At 47.6% G+C, this 18,353-nt stretch carries 15 protein-coding genes; all 15 read left to right on the plus strand.

Going from position 1 to position 18,353, the window contains the following annotated elements; genetic code table 11:
* Nucleotides 1–3 precede the first annotated feature (3 nt).
* The 15 genes from rseP to HMPREF0581_RS05210 all read left to right on the plus strand — a co-directional run bounded on the left by rseP (nt 4) and on the right by HMPREF0581_RS05210 (nt 18,236).
* On the plus strand, nt 4–1,014 hold the full coding sequence (rseP, locus tag HMPREF0581_RS05140) for an RIP metalloprotease RseP (RefSeq protein WP_009644758.1): 1,011 nt from the start codon (nt 4–6) through the stop codon (nt 1,012–1,014).
* A 16-nt stretch (nt 1,015–1,030) separates the two neighbouring features.
* A complete protein-coding gene (ispG, locus tag HMPREF0581_RS05145) occupies nt 1,031–2,110 on the plus strand; it encodes a flavodoxin-dependent (E)-4-hydroxy-3-methylbut-2-enyl-diphosphate synthase (protein WP_009644721.1) in 1,080 nt (359 codons plus the stop codon).
* A gap of 21 nt (nt 2,111–2,131) precedes the next feature.
* A complete protein-coding gene (locus HMPREF0581_RS05150; RefSeq protein ID WP_009644638.1) occupies nt 2,132–5,593 on the plus strand; it encodes a PolC-type DNA polymerase III in 3,462 nt (1,153 codons plus the stop codon).
* 122 nt (nt 5,594–5,715) lie between these two features.
* Nucleotides 5,716–6,192 (plus strand): ribosome maturation factor RimP, encoded by a 477-nt coding sequence (locus tag HMPREF0581_RS05155; RefSeq protein ID WP_036380957.1) that lies wholly within the window; start codon nt 5,716–5,718, stop codon nt 6,190–6,192.
* A 9-nt stretch (nt 6,193–6,201) separates the two neighbouring features.
* Entirely contained in the window at nt 6,202–7,428 is a 1,227-nt protein-coding gene (gene nusA, locus HMPREF0581_RS05160) for a transcription termination factor NusA (protein WP_009644713.1), read from the plus strand.
* Between the two features lie 4 nt (nt 7,429–7,432).
* The gene (locus tag HMPREF0581_RS05165) at nt 7,433–7,711 is read left to right on the plus strand and encodes a YlxR family protein (RefSeq protein ID WP_009644786.1); all 279 of its coding nucleotides are present in this window, start codon (nt 7,433–7,435) and stop codon (nt 7,709–7,711) included.
* A gap of 3 nt (nt 7,712–7,714) precedes the next feature.
* A complete protein-coding gene (gene infB / locus HMPREF0581_RS05170; RefSeq protein ID WP_009644859.1) occupies nt 7,715–10,456 on the plus strand; it encodes a translation initiation factor IF-2 in 2,742 nt (913 codons plus the stop codon).
* Nucleotide 10,457: 1 nt separating this feature from the next.
* Nucleotides 10,458–10,844 (plus strand): 30S ribosome-binding factor RbfA, encoded by a 387-nt coding sequence (gene rbfA / locus HMPREF0581_RS05175; protein WP_009644646.1) that lies wholly within the window; start codon nt 10,458–10,460, stop codon nt 10,842–10,844.
* Complete coding sequence (locus HMPREF0581_RS05180) at nt 10,837–11,829, plus strand: DHH family phosphoesterase (protein ID WP_009644608.1); 993 nt, start codon at nt 10,837–10,839, stop codon at nt 11,827–11,829. The genes rbfA and HMPREF0581_RS05180 overlap by 8 nt, the downstream gene beginning before the upstream one ends.
* Entirely contained in the window at nt 11,816–12,763 is a 948-nt protein-coding gene (gene truB / locus HMPREF0581_RS05185) for a tRNA pseudouridine(55) synthase TruB (protein WP_036380961.1), read from the plus strand. The genes HMPREF0581_RS05180 and truB overlap by 14 nt, the downstream gene beginning before the upstream one ends.
* A gap of 1 nt (nt 12,764) precedes the next feature.
* Entirely contained in the window at nt 12,765–13,703 is a 939-nt protein-coding gene (locus tag HMPREF0581_RS05190) for a bifunctional riboflavin kinase/FAD synthetase (RefSeq protein ID WP_036380964.1), read from the plus strand.
* Nucleotides 13,690–15,183: a vWA domain-containing protein gene (locus HMPREF0581_RS05195; RefSeq protein WP_036380967.1), complete on the plus strand. Its 1,494-nt coding sequence runs from the start codon at nt 13,690–13,692 to the stop codon at nt 15,181–15,183. The genes HMPREF0581_RS05190 and HMPREF0581_RS05195 overlap by 14 nt, the downstream gene beginning before the upstream one ends.
* Nucleotides 15,184–15,213: 30 nt before the next feature.
* Nucleotides 15,214–16,716 (plus strand): ATP-binding protein, encoded by a 1,503-nt coding sequence (locus tag HMPREF0581_RS05200; protein WP_036380970.1) that lies wholly within the window; start codon nt 15,214–15,216, stop codon nt 16,714–16,716.
* Between the two features lie 10 nt (nt 16,717–16,726).
* On the plus strand, nt 16,727–17,494 hold the full coding sequence (locus HMPREF0581_RS05205) for a leucine-rich repeat domain-containing protein (protein ID WP_036380973.1): 768 nt from the start codon (nt 16,727–16,729) through the stop codon (nt 17,492–17,494).
* A 31-nt stretch (nt 17,495–17,525) separates the two neighbouring features.
* Entirely contained in the window at nt 17,526–18,236 is a 711-nt protein-coding gene (locus HMPREF0581_RS05210; RefSeq protein ID WP_036380976.1) for a YoaK family protein, read from the plus strand.
* Nucleotides 18,237–18,353 lie beyond the last annotated feature (117 nt).

Below are 18,353 nucleotides of genomic sequence, written 5' to 3' on the forward strand. Positions count from 1 at the left end.
GATATGATAATAACTATTCTTCTAACAATTTTGATGCTCATGCTGATTACCGTTCCGCATGAGCTCGGACACCTCATTACAGCCAAGCTGTTTGACATCAAGGTCAACGAGTTTGCTGTAGGAATGGGTCCGCTCATAGCCGGCAGGACAAAAGGCGATACTCAGTATTCGCTTAGAGCAATTCCCATAGGCGGATACTGCGCCATGGAGGCGGAGAATGAGGAGAGCGATGACGAACGAGCTTTTAACAACAAGCCTGCATGGCAACGCTTGATTGTATTGGTGGCAGGTGCGACTGTCAATGTTATGGTGGCACTGCTGTTGATGATAATAATAACAACCTCGGTAGGCATTCCTACAAATACTCTGGATAAGGTTGTACCCGATTCTCCGGCGGCTGTTTCGGGTGTCGAAGCCGGTGATGAAATCATATCTATCGATGGCAAAGCGACAAAATCATGGGCTGATACTGTGGCGGCAATCTCCGGTAATCAGGGTGCAAAGTCAATAAATGTGGTTGTCAGGAGAGCCGGTAAGCAGCACAGCTACAGCATCAGGCCCACGAAGGATAAAGATGGCAGACTGGTGATCGGTATTGTTTCAAAGGCATCGCACAATGTGTTTGTATGCGCAGGACAGGGCGCAAAACTGACATGGAGACTCAACGGAGAGATGCTCGGTGCACTCAGGCAGCTGTTCCATAAAGGCATTACCAAGGATAGTGTCACCGGTCCAATTGGAATGGTGAGTCTGGTCAGTCAAACCGCACAAACTGGCTTGATTGCATATCTGTATCTGGTCGCGTTGATTAGCCTCAATATGGCAATTGTCAATCTGCTGCCGTTTCCGGCACTTGATGGAGGCAGAATAATATTTGTGATAATACGGAAGATCACGGGAAATATGATTTCCGACAAGGTTGAAGGATATATGCATATCGCCGGATTTGCGGTTCTGATGCTACTTTTTGTATTTGTGGCATGGCAGGACATCTTGAGGCTGCTGGGACATTAGAAGGGATAGCTGGATTATGACTAAACAGGTTAGATGTGGAAGGATTAAGATTGGCGGCGGTGCGCCAATATCTATCCAGTCCATGACAAATGTGGATACTAGAGACAGTGAGAAGCTGCTCTTTCAGATTAATGAGCTGGAGACAGCAGGCTGTGATATCGTTCGCGTGGCTATACCGGATGAAGCTGCTGCAAAATCGTTCGCCTTGGTTCGTAAACAGACGAAGATGCCGCTTGTTGCCGACATACATTTTAATTACAAGCTTGCTCTGGCGGCTATAGAGGCCGGCGCTGATAAGATCAGAATCAATCCCGGCAATATCGGTAGCGATGAGAAGGTAGCTAGAGTTGTCGAGGCTGCGGCTGATAAGGGAATTCCTATCCGAGTCGGTGTAAATTCCGGTTCGCTGGAGAAGAAGCTCCTGGAGAAGCACGGTGGAGTGACAGCGGCTGCGCTTGCTGAAAGTGCGGTAAATACGCTCGACAAGATAGAACAAATGGGCTTTGATGATCTTGTTCTATCGATTAAATCGTCCAACGTGAAGATAAATTACGATGCGCATATGATGGTCAAGGATATGACGGATCATCCTCTGCATATCGGTATCACCGAGTCAGGTACTCCTGCAAATGGACGTCTCAAGTCCGCAGTAGGCATCGGTTCTCTGCTGCTTGCCGGCGTCGGAGATACGCTTCGAGTTTCGTTAACCGATGACCCTGTAAACGAAGTAATCTTTGGACGCAGAATTCTCGAGACAGTCGGGCTTCGTGAAAAGAGCATCGAGATAGTCTCCTGCCCAACCTGCGGCAGAACCGAGGTCGACCTTATTAACCTGGCCAACGAGGCCGAAGCTCAGCTGAGACCGATTGCCGACAAGAGAGCCGTGCTGGGACTGAAACCTCTCAAGGTTGCTGTTATGGGCTGCGTAGTCAATGGGCCGGGAGAATCCAGAGAAGCGGACTACGGAATAGCCGGAGGCAACATGGAAGGACTCGTATTTGCGCACGGGGAGATAATCGCTAAGGTTCCGGAGAAGCAGTTGATTTCAACATTGATTGAAGTGATCTCGAAGGACGAAAGCTTGATAAATGTATAGGTTGATGGAGATACTGTATATATGATTGATATACCTGATGGAATTCTGATGCCCGAAGAGGTGAGCGCATCTGCAGGTAGGCCTGCTGAAGAGTTAACACTTTCTTTTAAGCATATTTCACTCGATAGAGAAGGACTCGTGCTGGAGCTCGACGTGCTGACCAATTTCGATGTCAGGCCTCAGCTGGAGCACAAGATGAAGGATAGACTTATAAAGACTCTTGGAAATATCACTGATGTCAAGTTCAGCTATTTTTACGACGAGAGCTACGGAGCTTGCAAGCCGTGCTTAGCCGTGAGCGGAGCCAATCCGACTGAAAAGGCTAAGCCTGTAAGCGATGGGGTAATTTTAGGCAAGAGAATCACGATGGCCGAGACATCGTACGAAAATCTTGCCGAGATTTCAGGTGCCCGCACAAAGGTTGCCATCTCCGGCGATGTCTTTGAAATGGAAATCAAAGAGACCAGAAAGAAGAATTTCTGGGTTATGACGCTTAGGATTAATAAGGGACCTCGTGCAGCTGCGGTCAAGGCATTTATCAAGAGCAAGCAGGAGTATGAGACTGTCAGTGAATCGCTCTCCGCCGGAGATACTATAATCGTACAGGGAGATATCAGATATGACGATTATATTCACGAAAATGTGATGATTGCTAACAGCATCAATAGAGGGATAAAGAGCAAGAGAGTTGAAACCTATGATGGCGACAAGAGAGTGGAATTGCATGCTCATACCAGGATGAGCGAAAACGACGGTTTCAACGATGTCGATGAGATGGTTAAACAGGCTGCCGATTGGGGTCAACCGGCGATTGCCATAACAGATCACGGCGTTGTGCAGTCGTTTCCAGATGCGGCTAATACTGCCAAGAAGCTCGCCAAAAAGGGTAAAAAAATCAAAATCCTGTACGGTATGGAGGGATATCTATATCCCGATGACGATGCTTACGATGAGAATGGAAATATCAATCTGAGCAAGAAAAGAAATACCTATCATATTATCCTCATAGCCAAGAATCTGACCGGGCTCAAGAACCTATACAAGATAGTTTCGTATACTCATATTGATTATTTCTACAGGAGACCGCAGCTGCCTAGAAGAGTGCTGGATAAATACAAAGATGGGCTGATTATAGGCAGCGCCTGTGAGGCTGGCGAGGTATTTCAGGCAGTGCTTAAGGGTGCAAGTGATGATGAACTGCTCCGGATTGCTTCTTATTACGATTACCTTGAGATTCAGCCTCTCGGCAACAATTTCTTCTTGATAAACAGCGACAGGTATCCCAATGTAACATCCAAACAGGATTTAATCGATCTCAATATGAAGATTGTGGAGCTGGCCGATAAGCTGGGTAAGCCTGTCGTAGCTACTACAGATTCCCATTATCCGGATAAAGAGTCGGCAATATATCGCAACATCGTTATGTCGAGAGTTGGATTTGGCGATACAAATTCCAACTCGCTGTATCTGAGAACTACTGCGGAGATGCTCAAGGAATTCGATTACCTCGGGGAAAGAGCTAAGGAGATAGTAATTGATAATACGAATCTCATCGCTGCGATGACTGAAGAATTTCAACCGGTCCCTGATGAGAAATGCCCGCCAAGCATCGACGGCGCGGATGAGACGCTGCGGAGCACCTGCTACGCAAATGCCGGGAGAATATACGGCGAGCCGCTTCCCGAAGAGATTCGGGAGAGGCTGGACACTGAACTCAACTCTATCATCAGCAACGGATATGCGGTCATGTACGTTGCGGCACAGCTGCTGGTTGAAAAGTCAAATAAAGACGGTTACTTGGTAGGCAGCAGAGGCTCTGTCGGCTCATCGTTTGCAGCTACGATGGCCGGGATCACTGAGGTTAATCCGTTAGAGCCGCATTATATCTGCCCTAAGTGTCACAAGCTGGAGTTTACAAAGAAATTGGATGTGTACGACACCGGTTTTGATATGCCTGACAAGGTATGTGTCAGATGTGGTACCCCTATGGACAAGAACGGACTCAACATTCCGTTTGCGACGTTCCTGGGCTTTAACGGGGACAAGGAGCCTGATATCGACCTCAACTTCGCCGGCGAATATCAGCCGATTGCGCATAAGTTCGTGGGCGAGATATTTGGAGAGAAGAATATCTTTAAGGCCGGAACAGTAGCAACTATCGCTGAAAAGACTGCCTTTGGATATGTTAAGAAGTATGAGGAGGACACCGGCAAGACCTTTTCCAGCTCGGAGGAGCTCATCCTTGCAAATGGGTGCACAGGTACCAAGAGAACTACCGGTCAGCACCCGGGAGGCATCATCGTTGTTCCGGCCGACCGCGAGATATTCGAGTTCTGTCCGGTGCAGAAGCCTGCTAACAACAGGGATGCGGAGTTTATAACTACACATTTCGATTATCACAAGATAGATAAGAACCTGCTGAAGCTGGATATCCTCGGACACGATGTTCCGCAGATGATTAGACATCTGCAGGACATGACAGGGGTGGACCCACTCAAGATAGACATAGCTGACAAGAAAACTCTGAGCATATTTACTTCCATCGATGCGCTCAACATACTGGATCCGGACGAATACGAGTTTAAGCACGGAACGTATGGTATTCCTGAGTTCGGAACCAACTTTACCAGAGGCATGCTGGATGCCATTCAGCCGAAGACAATTTCCGCTCTCATCAAGATTTCCGGCTTCTCGCACGGCACTGACGTGTGGACCAACAATGCCGAGGATCTGATCAAAAGCGGTGTTGCGACCATCGAGGAGCTAATCTCATGTCGTGACGACATCATGAACTATCTGATTATCAAGGGCGTGGACAAGAGCAATGCGTTTAGGATAATGGAGGATGTCCGTAAGAACCGAGAGCTCAAGCAGGATGAGCTGGATATCATGAAGAAACACGGTGTTCCTGACTGGTATGTTGAGTCGTGCAGGACGCTAAAATATCTGTTCCCACGTGCACATGCTGCAGCCTACGTAATAATGGCTCTTCGGATGGCCTGGTTCAAGGTATACTATCCTAGCGCGTTCTACTGCGCATGGTTGTCCACCAAAATCGACAACTTTGATGTGAATGTCGCCGGAGGAGGCATAAACGCCGTAAAGTCGGCTATGAATGCGCTTAATTCTGACGATGACGATACCAGCTCAGCTAAAAAGAAGGAGCTCAAGGTCGTATATGAGGTGATATATGAGCTGCTATCTCGCGGATGTGAGTTCTCAATGCCGGAGCTGGGAGTTTCAGACCCGTGCATGTTCAATGTTGTGGATGACAGGATCAACATTCCTTTTATGGCTGTCACCGGCGTTGGACGGAGTGCTGCTATATCATTGGCAGAGGCGTACAAGGATGCTCCTTTCCTATCTATTGATGAGGTGCAGCGCAAGACTAAGCTGTCAAGCTCCAATATTGAGGACCTCAAGGCATGCGGAGTCTTCGATGATCTTCCCGACAGCGCCCAGGTATCTATATTTGATATGTAGAAATATGTAGAAAAACTTGCAATTTTAAGGTTTATATGATAGCATACATGCGGACGTTGGGAGCGAAAGAGTGGGGCAACCCACTCTTTCACTTATGTTATGACTTTTTCCCGGGAGGAATTATGGCAAAACAGGATGTTGGTGCAAGAATTGAAGGCCTGCTGGATGAGTATCTCGCAGACAAGGAGCTTGAGATATATAACATTGAGTATAAGAAAGAAGGCAAGGACTGGAAGCTTCGCATATATCTGGACAAGCCAATAGGCTGTGATTCGGAGTATGTAGACATCAACGAGTGCGAAGATGTTACGCACTTCCTCAGCGACAGGCTGGATGAAGAGGACTTCATCGAGAGAAGCTACACACTCGAGGTTTCCTCGCCGGGATTGGATAGAGAGCTGTTGAAGCCTTCTGACTATGAGAGATTTAAGGGCAGAGATGTAGAAGTCAAGCTATACACAGCTATTGATGGTCGCAAAGAGCTTGCCGGCAGACTGCTCGGTCGTACAGATGAAAGAGTAACTGTAGAGGTTGAAGGACGTGAAGTCGTGATACCTGCTGATAAGATTGCCAAGATAAATTTAGCAGTAATATTTTAGGAGGATTCGATGAATAAAGAGTTTTTGGATGCTCTCACTGAACTTGAGCGTGAGAAAAACATTTCAAAAGAAGACATTATCACTGCGATTGAGGATGCTGTAGAACTCGCATATAAAAAGAACTACGGCAACTACCCTAATGTCAGGGTTTCGGTAGATCGCGAGGATGGCGAGGTTCTTGTTCTGATGAGCAAGGAGGTCGTCGAGGATGTAGAGGACGACATGATGGAGGTTTCCCTAGAGGAGGCCAGATCTTACGACTCCAGATATGAGCTGGGTGACATCATTGAGTATCAGGTGGACCCTAAGGACTTTGGTCGCATCGCTGCACAGACCGCTAAGCAGGTAGTAGTGCAGAGAATCAGAGAAGCTGAGAGACGCAACTCTTACGATGAGTTCGTTAACAAGCAGGGAGAAATCATCACAGCCAAGATTGAGAGAATCAACAACGGAACTATGTTCCTGTCGGTTGGAAATTCCGAGGGTATTCTGCCTCTATCCGAACAGGTGAAGAGCGAGTCTTTCAACGTAGGGGATCGCATCAAGGTATACGTAATAGATGTCAAGAAAGCTACTAAAGGTCCTCAGATATTCCTTTCGAGATCGCATCCCGGCTTAGTTAGAAGGTTGTTTGAGCTTGAGGTTCCGGAAATTGCAGACGGCACAGTTGAAATCAAGGGAGTAGCTCGCGAGGCAGGCTCGAGAACCAAGATTGCCGTATATTCGCACGATGAGAATGTCGATCCTGTCGGTGCATGTGTCGGCAACAGGGGAAGCAGAGTTCAGAATATCGTAGATGAGCTGTTTGGAGAGAAGATTGATATCATCGTATGGGATGAGGATCCGGCTATTCTAATAAGCAACGTGCTCAGACCGGCGGAGGTTGAAGGTGTATACATCAACTACGTGAGCGAGAAGGAAAAGATGGCTACAGCCGTTGTTCCGGAGCAGCAGCTGTCGCTTGCTATCGGTAGAGAAGGCCAGAACGTAAGGCTCGCAGCAAGAGTAAGCGGCTGGAAGATCGATATCAAGAGCAAGGCTCAGCTGGAGGAGAGTGGCTTCGCGTTTGAAGAGTATGAGGACGAGGATGACTCATCGGAAAATGCTGTTAATGAGGTAGAACAGCCGGATAAGAGTCCTGCGGCAGAAGGTCAGATTGCTGCAGAACCGGCAGCTGACGAGGCTGCAGCTCCTGCTGAGGTTGAAGCCGAAGTAGAAGCCGGTACGGAAGCGTAGAGATATGGCTCTAAATGACAATAGAGAACCGATGCGCAGGTGTATCGGCTGCAAGGAGTCACATCCACAAGGAGAGATGTTTAGATTTACATGCCGCGGCATACAAATCTACGAAGATAAAACGGGACATGATGAGGGCAGAGGCGTCTACTTATGCAGAGACGTGTCGTGCATCGAAGCTGCTCGTAAGAGTAGATCGTTCAACAGAGCTTTTCGCAAAGGGTTGGATGACACGAGCTTGAACGAACTGCTCGACGAGATACTGGAGAGAACAAGGAGGTAGCGGATGACAAAAAAGGTTAATGAGCTTATGACAGAACTCGGAGTGTCATATCAGGAGCTCAAGAAGGCCGCTGATACGATGGGAATTGAGGTTAAGACCGAGCGCACTAATCTTGCTCAGAAGGACGCTGACAGACTGAGCGATACCTTTAGCAAGCTCAAGGGGTTGGATTCCAAGTCCGACAAAAATAGCAATAAGCCTAAAATTAAGGCGGCTCCAATAATTAACAAGGATTTTGCACACAAGCCTAAGGCACCTATGGGAAAGCCAATGCCACGCAGGGAAGAAGCTGCAGCTGACAAGGCTGCAGAGGTGTCAGCTAAGGCTGTAGAGGATTCTGGCAGCAAGGAGAAGGTACAGGCTGAGGCTGCTGCAGATGAACCCCAAAAGGCGCCAAAGATCAAGAAAAGCAAGGCTGAAGACAAGAAGCCCGCGAAGAAGGTCAAAGCTGCAGACAATGGTGAGAAGTCGGAGGAAGTATCTAAGAAGGCTGCCAAAACAGAGGAAAAGGCTAAAGATAAGAAGTCAGAGAAGAAGGATGAACCATACGAAAATGCTCCTAATAAGCCAATGCGCTTCAAGAAGATTTTCGACGCGTCAACAGCTCCTAAGGAAGAGTCTAAGAGCTCACGCAAGAAGTCCGGTGACAAGAAAGACGGCAAGAAGGCTGAACGTGGGGGCAGGAGAAACGATCGAAACGGACAGGGCGGCAAGAGCTCCGAGTCCAGACAAGGGAAAAATTCTTCCAGGCCACAGAGTTCATCGCGTGCAGATGCACCTATGGTTGATAAGCCGCAGAAGGGCAAGAGCAAGAAGTTTTTCGACAAGGATAAGGACAAGGATAGAGATAAGTTCAAGCACGAAAAACGTAGCGAAGGAAAGAGCCGTTCACGCTTCTTCGATGAGAGAAACCTCGAGAAGCAGGTTAAGCATAGAAAGAAAAAGGCACCAAAGGTTACGGAGCCTGAGGTTGAGATTGAAGAGCTGCTGCCGGAAGGTACTGTTGCAGTCACAGCTCCAATCACCGTTGCCGGTCTGGCTGAGCAGGCCGAGATATCTGTAAGCAAGATCATCATGTCTCTGATGAAGCTGGGCATCATGGCAACTGTGAATCAGACTCTCGACAAGGATACGATTGAAATGCTGGCTGAGGATCTGGGGATACAGGTTGTCGTGACCGAAGAGCATGAGGAGGTCGTTGAGGAAGGGCTGGATCTGCACGAGGATAAGGAAAGCGAACTCAAACCTCGCGCACCGATCATCACTGTAATGGGGCACGTTGATCACGGCAAGACTTCGCTGCTCGATGCTATCCGTAACACCAATGTTACAGCCGGTGAGTCCGGAGGAATAACACAGCACATCGGTGCTTCTGAGGTCAAGATCAACGGCAAGAAAATTGTATTCCTCGATACTCCGGGACACGAAGCGTTTACGACTATGCGTGCTAGAGGCGCACAGGTTACTGACATCGCAGTGCTTGTAGTTGCGGCTGACGATAGCGTTAAGCCTCAGACAGTTGAGTCTATCAGCCATGCAAAGGCAGCTAATGTTCCTATCATCGTAGCTATCAACAAGATTGATAAGCCGGGTGCAAATATAGATAGAGTTAAGAAGGATCTCGCCGATCACGGAGTTCTCGTTGAAGACTGGGGTGGCGATGTGATCAGCGTTCCGGTTTCAGCCAAGAAGGGCGAAGGGATAACTGATCTGCTGGAGATGATTCTGCTGCAGGCAGAGGTGCTGGAGCTGCGCGCAAATCCGGACAGACTCGCTATGGGTACTGTTATCGAAGCAAGACTCGACAAGAGCAAGGGACCTATCGCTACTCTGCTCGTTACCAACGGTACACTCAAGGCCGGTCAGAGTGTAGTAGCCGGAACAACATCCGGTAAAATACGGGTTATGACGAACTTCCGCGGTGAGACAATCAGAAAGGCTCTCCCGGCTACACCTGTTGAGATTCTGGGACTTTCGGATGTTCCAATGGCGGGAGATTCCTTCAACGCCGTTAAGGATGATAAGGTTGCTCGAGAAATCGCTGAAAGCAGACAGGAGAAGGTGAGAGAGGATATACTTGCCAAGAACTCAAGCACAACTCTGGAGAAGCTGTTCTCCCAGATTCAGGAGGGCGAGACCAAGGAGCTCAACCTCATCATCAAGGGGGACGTGCAGGGATCTGTCGGTGCTATCATATCGTCGCTTGAGAAGCTGGACACAGCTGACGTGCGTGTAAATGTAGTTCACTCCGGAGTCGGTACTGTTACTGAGTCTGATGTAATGCTCGCAGAGACCTCCGGAGCTATCATCATAGGCTTCAATGTCAGACCTACTACGGCAGTTCAGACTCGTGCGGATGATGCAGAAATTGAAATCAGAACGTACCGTGTAATCTACGACATCATCGATGATGTACAGAACGCTATGAAGGGTATGCTTGATCCGGAGTATAAAGAAGAAATACTCGGTAAGGCTGAGATCAGAGAGATATTTAAGGTTCCTAACCTTGGAATCGTCGGTGGTGCATACATCATCGAGGGTAAGGTTAAGAGAAATGCACAGATTCGTCTCGTAAGAGATGGAATCGTAATACACGAGGGCACTATCTCGTCATTGCGCAGATTTAAGGATGACGTAAAGGAGGTTGCTCAGGGGTATGAGTGTGGTCTGGGTATAGAGTCATATAATGATATCAAGCCAAGTGATATTATCGAGTGCTTCCACATGGTGGAAATAGAGAGGTAATATGGGTAGAAATTACAGACAGGGCAGACTTGGAGAGGAGATAAAAAAGTGTATCTCAGGTTATCTCCTCAACGGAATTAAGGATCCTAGATTGTCTGCCAGAATCATAACAATTTCAGCGGTTGAGGTGTCTAGCGACGGGAGCTATGCTACCGTTTATTTCACACCTCTTACGCTGTCTGATGAAGACAGCCGAGAAGTTGCAAAGGAAGTTCTGACTGCATTTAACAGTGCAAAGGGCTTGTTTAGAACCAAAATTTCCCATGATATCAAGTTGAGGCACGCTCCGGAGCTGAACTTCAAGCTGGATTCATCCATGGAATACGGCAGACATATCGATGAGATTATTGATGGATTCAACAAACCGGAAGGTAATAAAAATGACTAATAACACTTATCTGGAAATCGCTGATAATCTGCTTAAGTCAGAAAAGATTCTGATATTTCCTCACGAAAATATGGATGGCGACTGCCTCGGTTCTGCCGCTGCACTGTGTCAGATGATGCGCAACAGCGGAAAGGAAGCGTATGTTGTCGCTGATGGCAAGACTCCGCGGAATCTTGACTTTCTGGAGAGCGGTACATTGACCAGCAACAAGGATGTCTTTAATGAGTATGACCTCGCAGTTTTGGTCGACTGCGGCAGTAGGAGCAGAATCGGAGACCGTGCGGCTGTCTTTGACAGAGGCAGGGTAAAGGCAGTTATCGATCATCATGGTGTCTCAGAGCAGGATACTGCTTTTGATTTTGGCGTTATTGAACCTAGTTCGGCAGCGACTGCGGAGCTGGTGTATCTTATAGCCAAGGAGATGGGGGTTGAGATAACTCTGCCTATCGCGCGATGTGTATTTGCAGCCATAAATACGGACACTGGCAGCTTTCAGCATTCAAATACTACAGCCAGGACTCATGTAATTGTCAGTGAGCTCTACGACATTGATGGATTTGACGGAAACGAAATCACTCAGCTGCTATACAACAGACAATCGCTCGGTTCAATTCAGCTTGAAGGCAGAGTGATTTCCGGCATGAAGGTGTGTGCTGGCGGCAAGCTTGCGATAGGTGCAGTCACCCGACAGCTCCTTGATGAAACCGACACGGATATGAGTGAGTCTGAGGGAATAGTTCAGAAGCTCATGAGCATTGATGGTGTCGAGATAGGCTGTATACTCAAGGAAACGGATGCGAACACTGTCAGAGTCAGTTTGCGAGCAAAGTCCTATGCCAATGTTGCACGTGTCGCGCAGAGCTACGGCGGCGGTGGACACGTGCGGGCTGCGGGTTTTACCTTTGAAGGAACTGTAGACGAAGCGGTTGTTGATGTTTCAAGGGCTCTCGAAGCAGAGCTTGATAGGGCAAATGATGAAAAATAGCGGTGTTATCAATATTAACAAGCCTGAGGGCTACACCTCGCATGATGTGGTTGCCAGGCTTAGGCGTAGGCTTGGCATCAAGCGTGTGGGGCATACGGGAACTCTCGATCCTATGGCGACGGGAGTTCTTCCTGTATGTTACGGTAAGGCGACGAGAATTATCGAGTATTACGACCATGATTGGAAGACCTATGAGGCCGAGCTTGAGCTGGGGAAGGTAAGTGATACGCTCGATTCTACCGGTGAAGTTGTCGAAGAGCGTTCGGCTGCAGGAGTTACACGTGAGGATGTTCTCGCACTTGAGCCTATGTACAGAGGCACTATAACGCAGATTCCGCCAAGGTATTCCGCTCTTAAAATCAACGGTCGACCTCTCTACAAGTATGCTCGTGAGGGACAGGAGATCGACATCGACTCCAAAAAGCGCGAGATTGAAATCCGCAGCTTTGCATTTACGAGCATTGATATTCCCACAAGAAAGGTTTCCTTCACCGTAACCTGCTCGAAGGGCACCTACATAAGGAGCATCTGTGCAGAGATAGGCGAGCTTCTCGGTACAGGTGCAGTGATGACTAAGCTTGAAAGGACGAGAAGCGGGGTATTTGAGATTGTAGATGCCTATAATCTCGATGATGTGCTGGCGATGAACGATGAGGAACTGGAGAAAATAGTAATAGATTGCGACTCGACTATTATCAACCTCAGGAAGCTGGTGCTGAAAGAGGGGAGCGAACCGTTTTATTTTAATGGCAGGAAGATTGAACCTCGGTATTATTCTTCAGCAGGCAGTGATTCCTTTGAAAATGCGAATGACGGGGATATCTTTCCGGATTTGTACAGGCTTTATGACGTACATGGAGAATTTCTCGGAACCTGTCGTATGCTTGAGGATGGCGTTTTAAAACCGGAAAAGGTAATTGGTAACAGAGATTAATATGAAGGTGTATAGATCACTTGCAGATATTAATATTGAATTTGCGACTGCTGTCGCACTCGGGAACTTTGATGGAGTCCATATTGGGCATCAGCAGATTTTGGATGCGGCTGTAGATCTGGCCGGAAAGCTCGGAGCTGTTCCGGCCTGCTTTACTTTCTCCAATCATCCGCGGGAGCTGTTTGCCGGTGACGCTGAGTTGAGAGACAAAATTCTCTTCATCTCCGGCGATGAAGAGAAGCTGCAATTACTCGAACAAGCCGGCATACATGTCGTATTTGATGTTCCCTTTGATGAATTTACAATGAATATGTCTCCTGAGGTATTCATTAAAGAGATTCTATGTGATAAGCTTAACGCCAAGGGTGTATCTTGTGGCTTTAACTACAGGTTTGGCGCAAGGGCTAGTGGGGATGAAAAGCTTTTGTCGCAGCTAGGAGTCGGCTACGGATATGAAACAAGAGTAATCCGGCCGGTAAAGGTGGGCGGAGAGGTTGTAAGCTCGACGTATATCCGTTGCGCTGTCGAAGCCGGAGACCTTGTCAAGGCTAATGAAGCTCTGGGCAGGCCTTTCAGCATTAGCGGTATAGTCGTTCAGGGCAACCATATCGGTTCCGCTATTGGATTCCCGACGGCTAATGTCCGGCTGAGTAAACGAAAGGTTGCACCGCTTAACGGAGTATATTTTACGCGGACGACGATCGGCGGCAAGTCATATTGCAGCATCTCAAACGTTGGGACGAAGCCTACGATAGGTGAGTATGAGAAGTCTGTTGAAACCAATATATTTGGAATTGACCATGATTTGTACGGCCAAAGTGTGAAGATCGAATTTCTGCAGCTGCTGAGACCTGAGATTAAGTTCGATTCAATAGAGCAGCTTGCCGTGCAAATTGCCGATGATATCAAGTCCGCGAGGAGATTTCATGGTATCGAATAACCCGGGTAGTGATAATCGTATAGATAGAGAACATAATAAAGAGGTACTTTTAGCAGAGAAAATTATAGCCGCAGCACAGGACAAAATTGTCGGAGGTATGCGGTTTATGGACTCTGCTGTTTTTGCGCTTAAGGGAGTTTGTCTTGGAGACGCAGCTGTGAATACGCTTATGACGGATGGTTCAAAGCTGTATTATAATCCGCGCGTCATTTTCGACAGAGCTGAGCATGGATTATCGTGTTTTACACACGACTATATGCATATCCTGCTCCACTGCGTATTCAAGCACTATTTCGTAACGGGCAGAGTTAACATGAGATACTGGAATCTGGCCGCAGACATTGCCGTTGAAGAGCTTATCGAGTCGCTGGGGCTCAGCTGCTTCAATACACCGGCAAGCAGCGAGCGGCGTGATGAGCTGCATAAAATAAGGATTAAGCGCGGCAGACTGTCGGCTGACAGGCTGTACAGGTCATTTCTTAATGACCCACCAATAGAGGCAGAGATTAACACCATGACGGATCTCTTTACCGTGGACGATCACAGATTTTGGTACAGAGATGTTCATCATAGCATTGATATGGCTGATTCTGAAGTTTCAGACAGCTCCGATGTAAAAAGAGAATGCAATCGGGATGCTGATTTATACGATAAAAATTCAGATTATGATTCAAGCCCAGATGATATAAACGAGCTTGAGATTGAAAGAGTGGATGAGGCTGATGCGAACGATGGCAATGCTGACGGTGCTGCTTTGCGGGCAGATCAGGATTGGGACAAGATCAGAGATATGGTCAAGACAGCTCTTGAGATGGATGACTCCGGGTTCGGGGAAGCCGGCGGCAGCATGCAGAAGGAGCTTAGGCGTGCGGAGGAGAAGCAGGTTGACTACAGCGCATTTCTCAGAAAGTTTGCAGCCATGCACGAGACGCTCAAGATTGATGACAATGCATTCGACTACATCATGTACACATACGGTTTAGAAAGGTATAAGGATATGCCGCTGATAGAGCCGCTGGAGTACAGGGATGAAAAGAACATCAGGGATCTGGTCATTGCCATAGATACGTCCGGTTCGACGGACGGTGAGCTAGTCAAGAAGTTCGTGGACAAGAGCTTCGAGATACTGGGCAGCTCTGAGATATTTGGCAACAGATTCAATATCCACGTGATACAATGTGACGCAGAGATACAGGATGATACGGTGCTGCGCACAAGAGAAGATGTGAATAGTTTTCTGCAAAATATCGAGATCAAGGGTCTGGGGGGTACCGACTTCCGCCCGGTGTTTCGTTATATAAATGAGCTCATACAGCACAAGGAGATTCGCAATCTGCGCGGGCTGCTGTATTTTACAGATGGAAAGGGCACATATCCGAAGCGCAAGCCTCCATACGATACAGCGTTTATATTTGCAGATGATGAGGCTTATTCGGATGATGTGCCGGCATGGGCAATGAAGGTGTATTTTGATGAGTGAAGTACGTAATCATGTGGAAAGGGAGATAATTTGAACATACAGGAAGCAAAGAATCAGGTGAAATACGCAGTTATTTCATACCTGTCAAAGGATGAATTTGGTGAATATAGAATACAGGTAGAGAGACAGAGACCGCTGTTCCTTGTCGGCCCGCCCGGTGTCGGCAAGACCGAGATCATGTCTCAGGTTGCCGAGGAGATGGATATCGCACTTGTTTCATACTCGATGACGCACCATACGAGACAGAGTGCAATCGGTCTGCCTTTTATCTCTGAACATCAGTATGGAGACGAGACCTACAGGACTACTGAGTACACGATGAGCGAAATTATCGCCAGTGTCTACGATAAGATGAAGGAGACCGGCAAGCATGAGGGAATATTATTCCTCGACGAGATTAACTGTGTTTCAGAAACGCTCGCGCCTTCAATGCTGCAGTTCCTGCAAATGAAGACCTTTGGTCGTCACAGGCTGCCGGAGGGCTGGGTTGTGATAACGGCGGGAAATCCACTGGAGTACAACAGTTCGGCAAGAGAATTTGACCTTGCTACGATGGATCGGCTTAAGCGAATAGATGTGGAACCGGAGCTCGATCCGTGGCTTGCTTACGCAAGGACAAATGCAGTTCATGCTTCGGTGCTCAACTATCTGAGTGTCAAAAAAGATGACTTCTACAGCGTGAGACTTACAGTTGACGGCAAGCTGTTTGTCACAGCAAGAGGCTGGGTTGACTTATCCGAGATGATATACTTATATGAGCAGAACGATATAGACGTGAATATAGAGCTTGTAAGCCAGTACATACAGGATGAACGCATAGCGCGTGACTTCACTTCGTATTATGACCTTTTCTATCGATATCGCAGGGAATACGATATCGTGGGTATACTTGAAGGCAAGGGCTTAGATGAAGCGGCTTCCAAGCTGGTAAGGGCATCCTTCGATGAGCGCATTACCGTCGTGAGATTGCTATGTGATGCGCTTGCGTCCGAATTTAGAAAGGAATATGTTCGCTCCGGAGTAATTGAAGAGGTTATGAACAGGATTAAGCTTAATAAGGACGAGCTTCTGGGTGCCGGCATTGATGACGCTGCCGGAATTCTGAAGAGCATAGCGGCAGAGATTGACGACGAGCTGAGAGAGAGCAAAAAGGCACATTCTGTATCAAGGATGAACGAACGCATTGCCAGAAAATCTATTCAGACTATGCGCGACATCAGACAGCATATAGTAGGAGGCATAGGAGAAGCAGCGTCTATAATCACCTCCGAGATGGGCAAGCTTAACGATGAACGCAACAGTCTCGTCAAGTCGGTAAATACTCGCCTCAGCAATGCTTTTGTATTTATAGATAAAGCTTTTGAAAGCGATAACGAGATGACGATATTTGTGAGAACGCTCTCCGAGGATAAGTTCAGTGCAGGCTTTCTCGCTAGGCACGGCAACGAAGAATATTCGAGATGGAGCAAGCGCCTTATCATGAGCGACAGGGAGCAGGAACTGGCTTCCGAGATTGCCGGCATCGGCGAGTAAGGGGGGAGCTATGCCAAAGCTGATAGCAGGACATACCCTTGTAAATTACGACGAAAACGTATCACGTGTCATTATTCCGAATTTCGTGTATTCAATCGCTGATAAGGCTTTTTCCGAGCGTGGGAATATCAAGGCTGTAGAGATGGGAGCTTCTATTACCGGCATTGGGAATTATGCGTTTAGAATGTGCTATGGCATGAGGGAGATAGTGCTGCCGGAAGAGGTGGAGGAATTTGGAGTCGGCGTCTTCGAGAATTGCTGGGCGCTGGAAAGCGTGGCACTTCCGAGTGGGGTCAAGCGAATAGATAGAGATATGTTCCTCGAATGCAATGCTCTGCGAGATATATTTATACCTGATAGTGTATCAGAGATTGATGCGACGGCATTTGACCAGACACCGTTACTTGAGAGGCTTGTCATTAGTCCGGCAAGGCTGGGTATACTTCCGGCGTCGCATAGAGACTTGGCGGTGCTGACATACATGGCAGAGCACAGCGATGATGAACCGGCGGAGGCTGACGGCAGCGTATTGATCAGCGAGTACGCTCAGACGCATGGTGACACAATTATGCGTCTTGCGATCGGACACTCGAATGCCGGAGCTATAAGGTATATGATTAGAGCAAGCCTGATTCGTTCAGAACAGATAGCGGAGTTGGTTGATCTGGCAGCCGGGCTGAAGAACTCCGAGATTGTAGCGATGCTGATCGATGAACAAGACAAGCTTAGGGCTGTGGGAGCCGAACCGGCTGAAGAGGAATGGAATCCGTTTGCATAGAGTTTTATTAGTTATATCCAAGGGGGGATAGATGAAACAGAAGTTTGAGACTTCAGAATCTATAAGGATAGGCGTTGTGCTCGCCATCTCCGGCGGGTTTATGGACGCGTATTCGTATACCGGCAGGGGCGGAGTCTTTGCAAACGCAGAGACCGGTAACATCGTGCTTCTCGCAATCAGCATAGGTAACAAGAACTTGCAGGGGATCTTCCATTATTTAGTGCCAATTATGTCGTTTGCTGTAGGGGTTATGATTTCGCAGCATGTCAAGATAAGGCGCAAGAACAGACCCACTAAGCTGCACTGGCGGCAGATCACTATTTTTTTCGAGACCGTAGCGATGTTTATAGCGGCTTTTTTACCGCAGCAGTACAACCTGTTGGCAAACTCTCTTATCTCGCTTACGTGCGGAATTCAGGTAGTCACGTTTGCCAAGATACGCGGTTATGCGATGTCGACGACGATGTGCACAGGCAACCTCAAGATAGGAACTATGAATCTGAATATGTATTTGGCAACAAAGGAATACCAATATATCAGGAAATCCCTTCACTATTACGGATGTATCGTGTTTTTTATAGTAGGCGCGATTATAGGTGATTTCTTTACACGCAGGCTATATGAGTCAGCTGCGTTTATAGTCGTTGCGCTCTTGCTGATTGCCAATATCATGATGTTCTTTAACAACGAGAAAATCCGCAGAAACGAACAATTGAGCGAGCAGCGCAATTCAGCAAACTAAAACAATTAGTAGCAAATAACATAACTATGAGGAATTAGGGGCATAGTCAGTTGGCGATATATCAGATCTGACTGACACCGGAGCTTATACAATAAATTCAATCATACATGCTGACAA

It is taken from the genome of Mogibacterium timidum ATCC 33093 (assembly GCF_000525775.1).
In the GTDB taxonomy this organism is placed as follows: domain Bacteria; phylum Bacillota; class Clostridia; order Peptostreptococcales; family Anaerovoracaceae; genus Mogibacterium; species Mogibacterium timidum.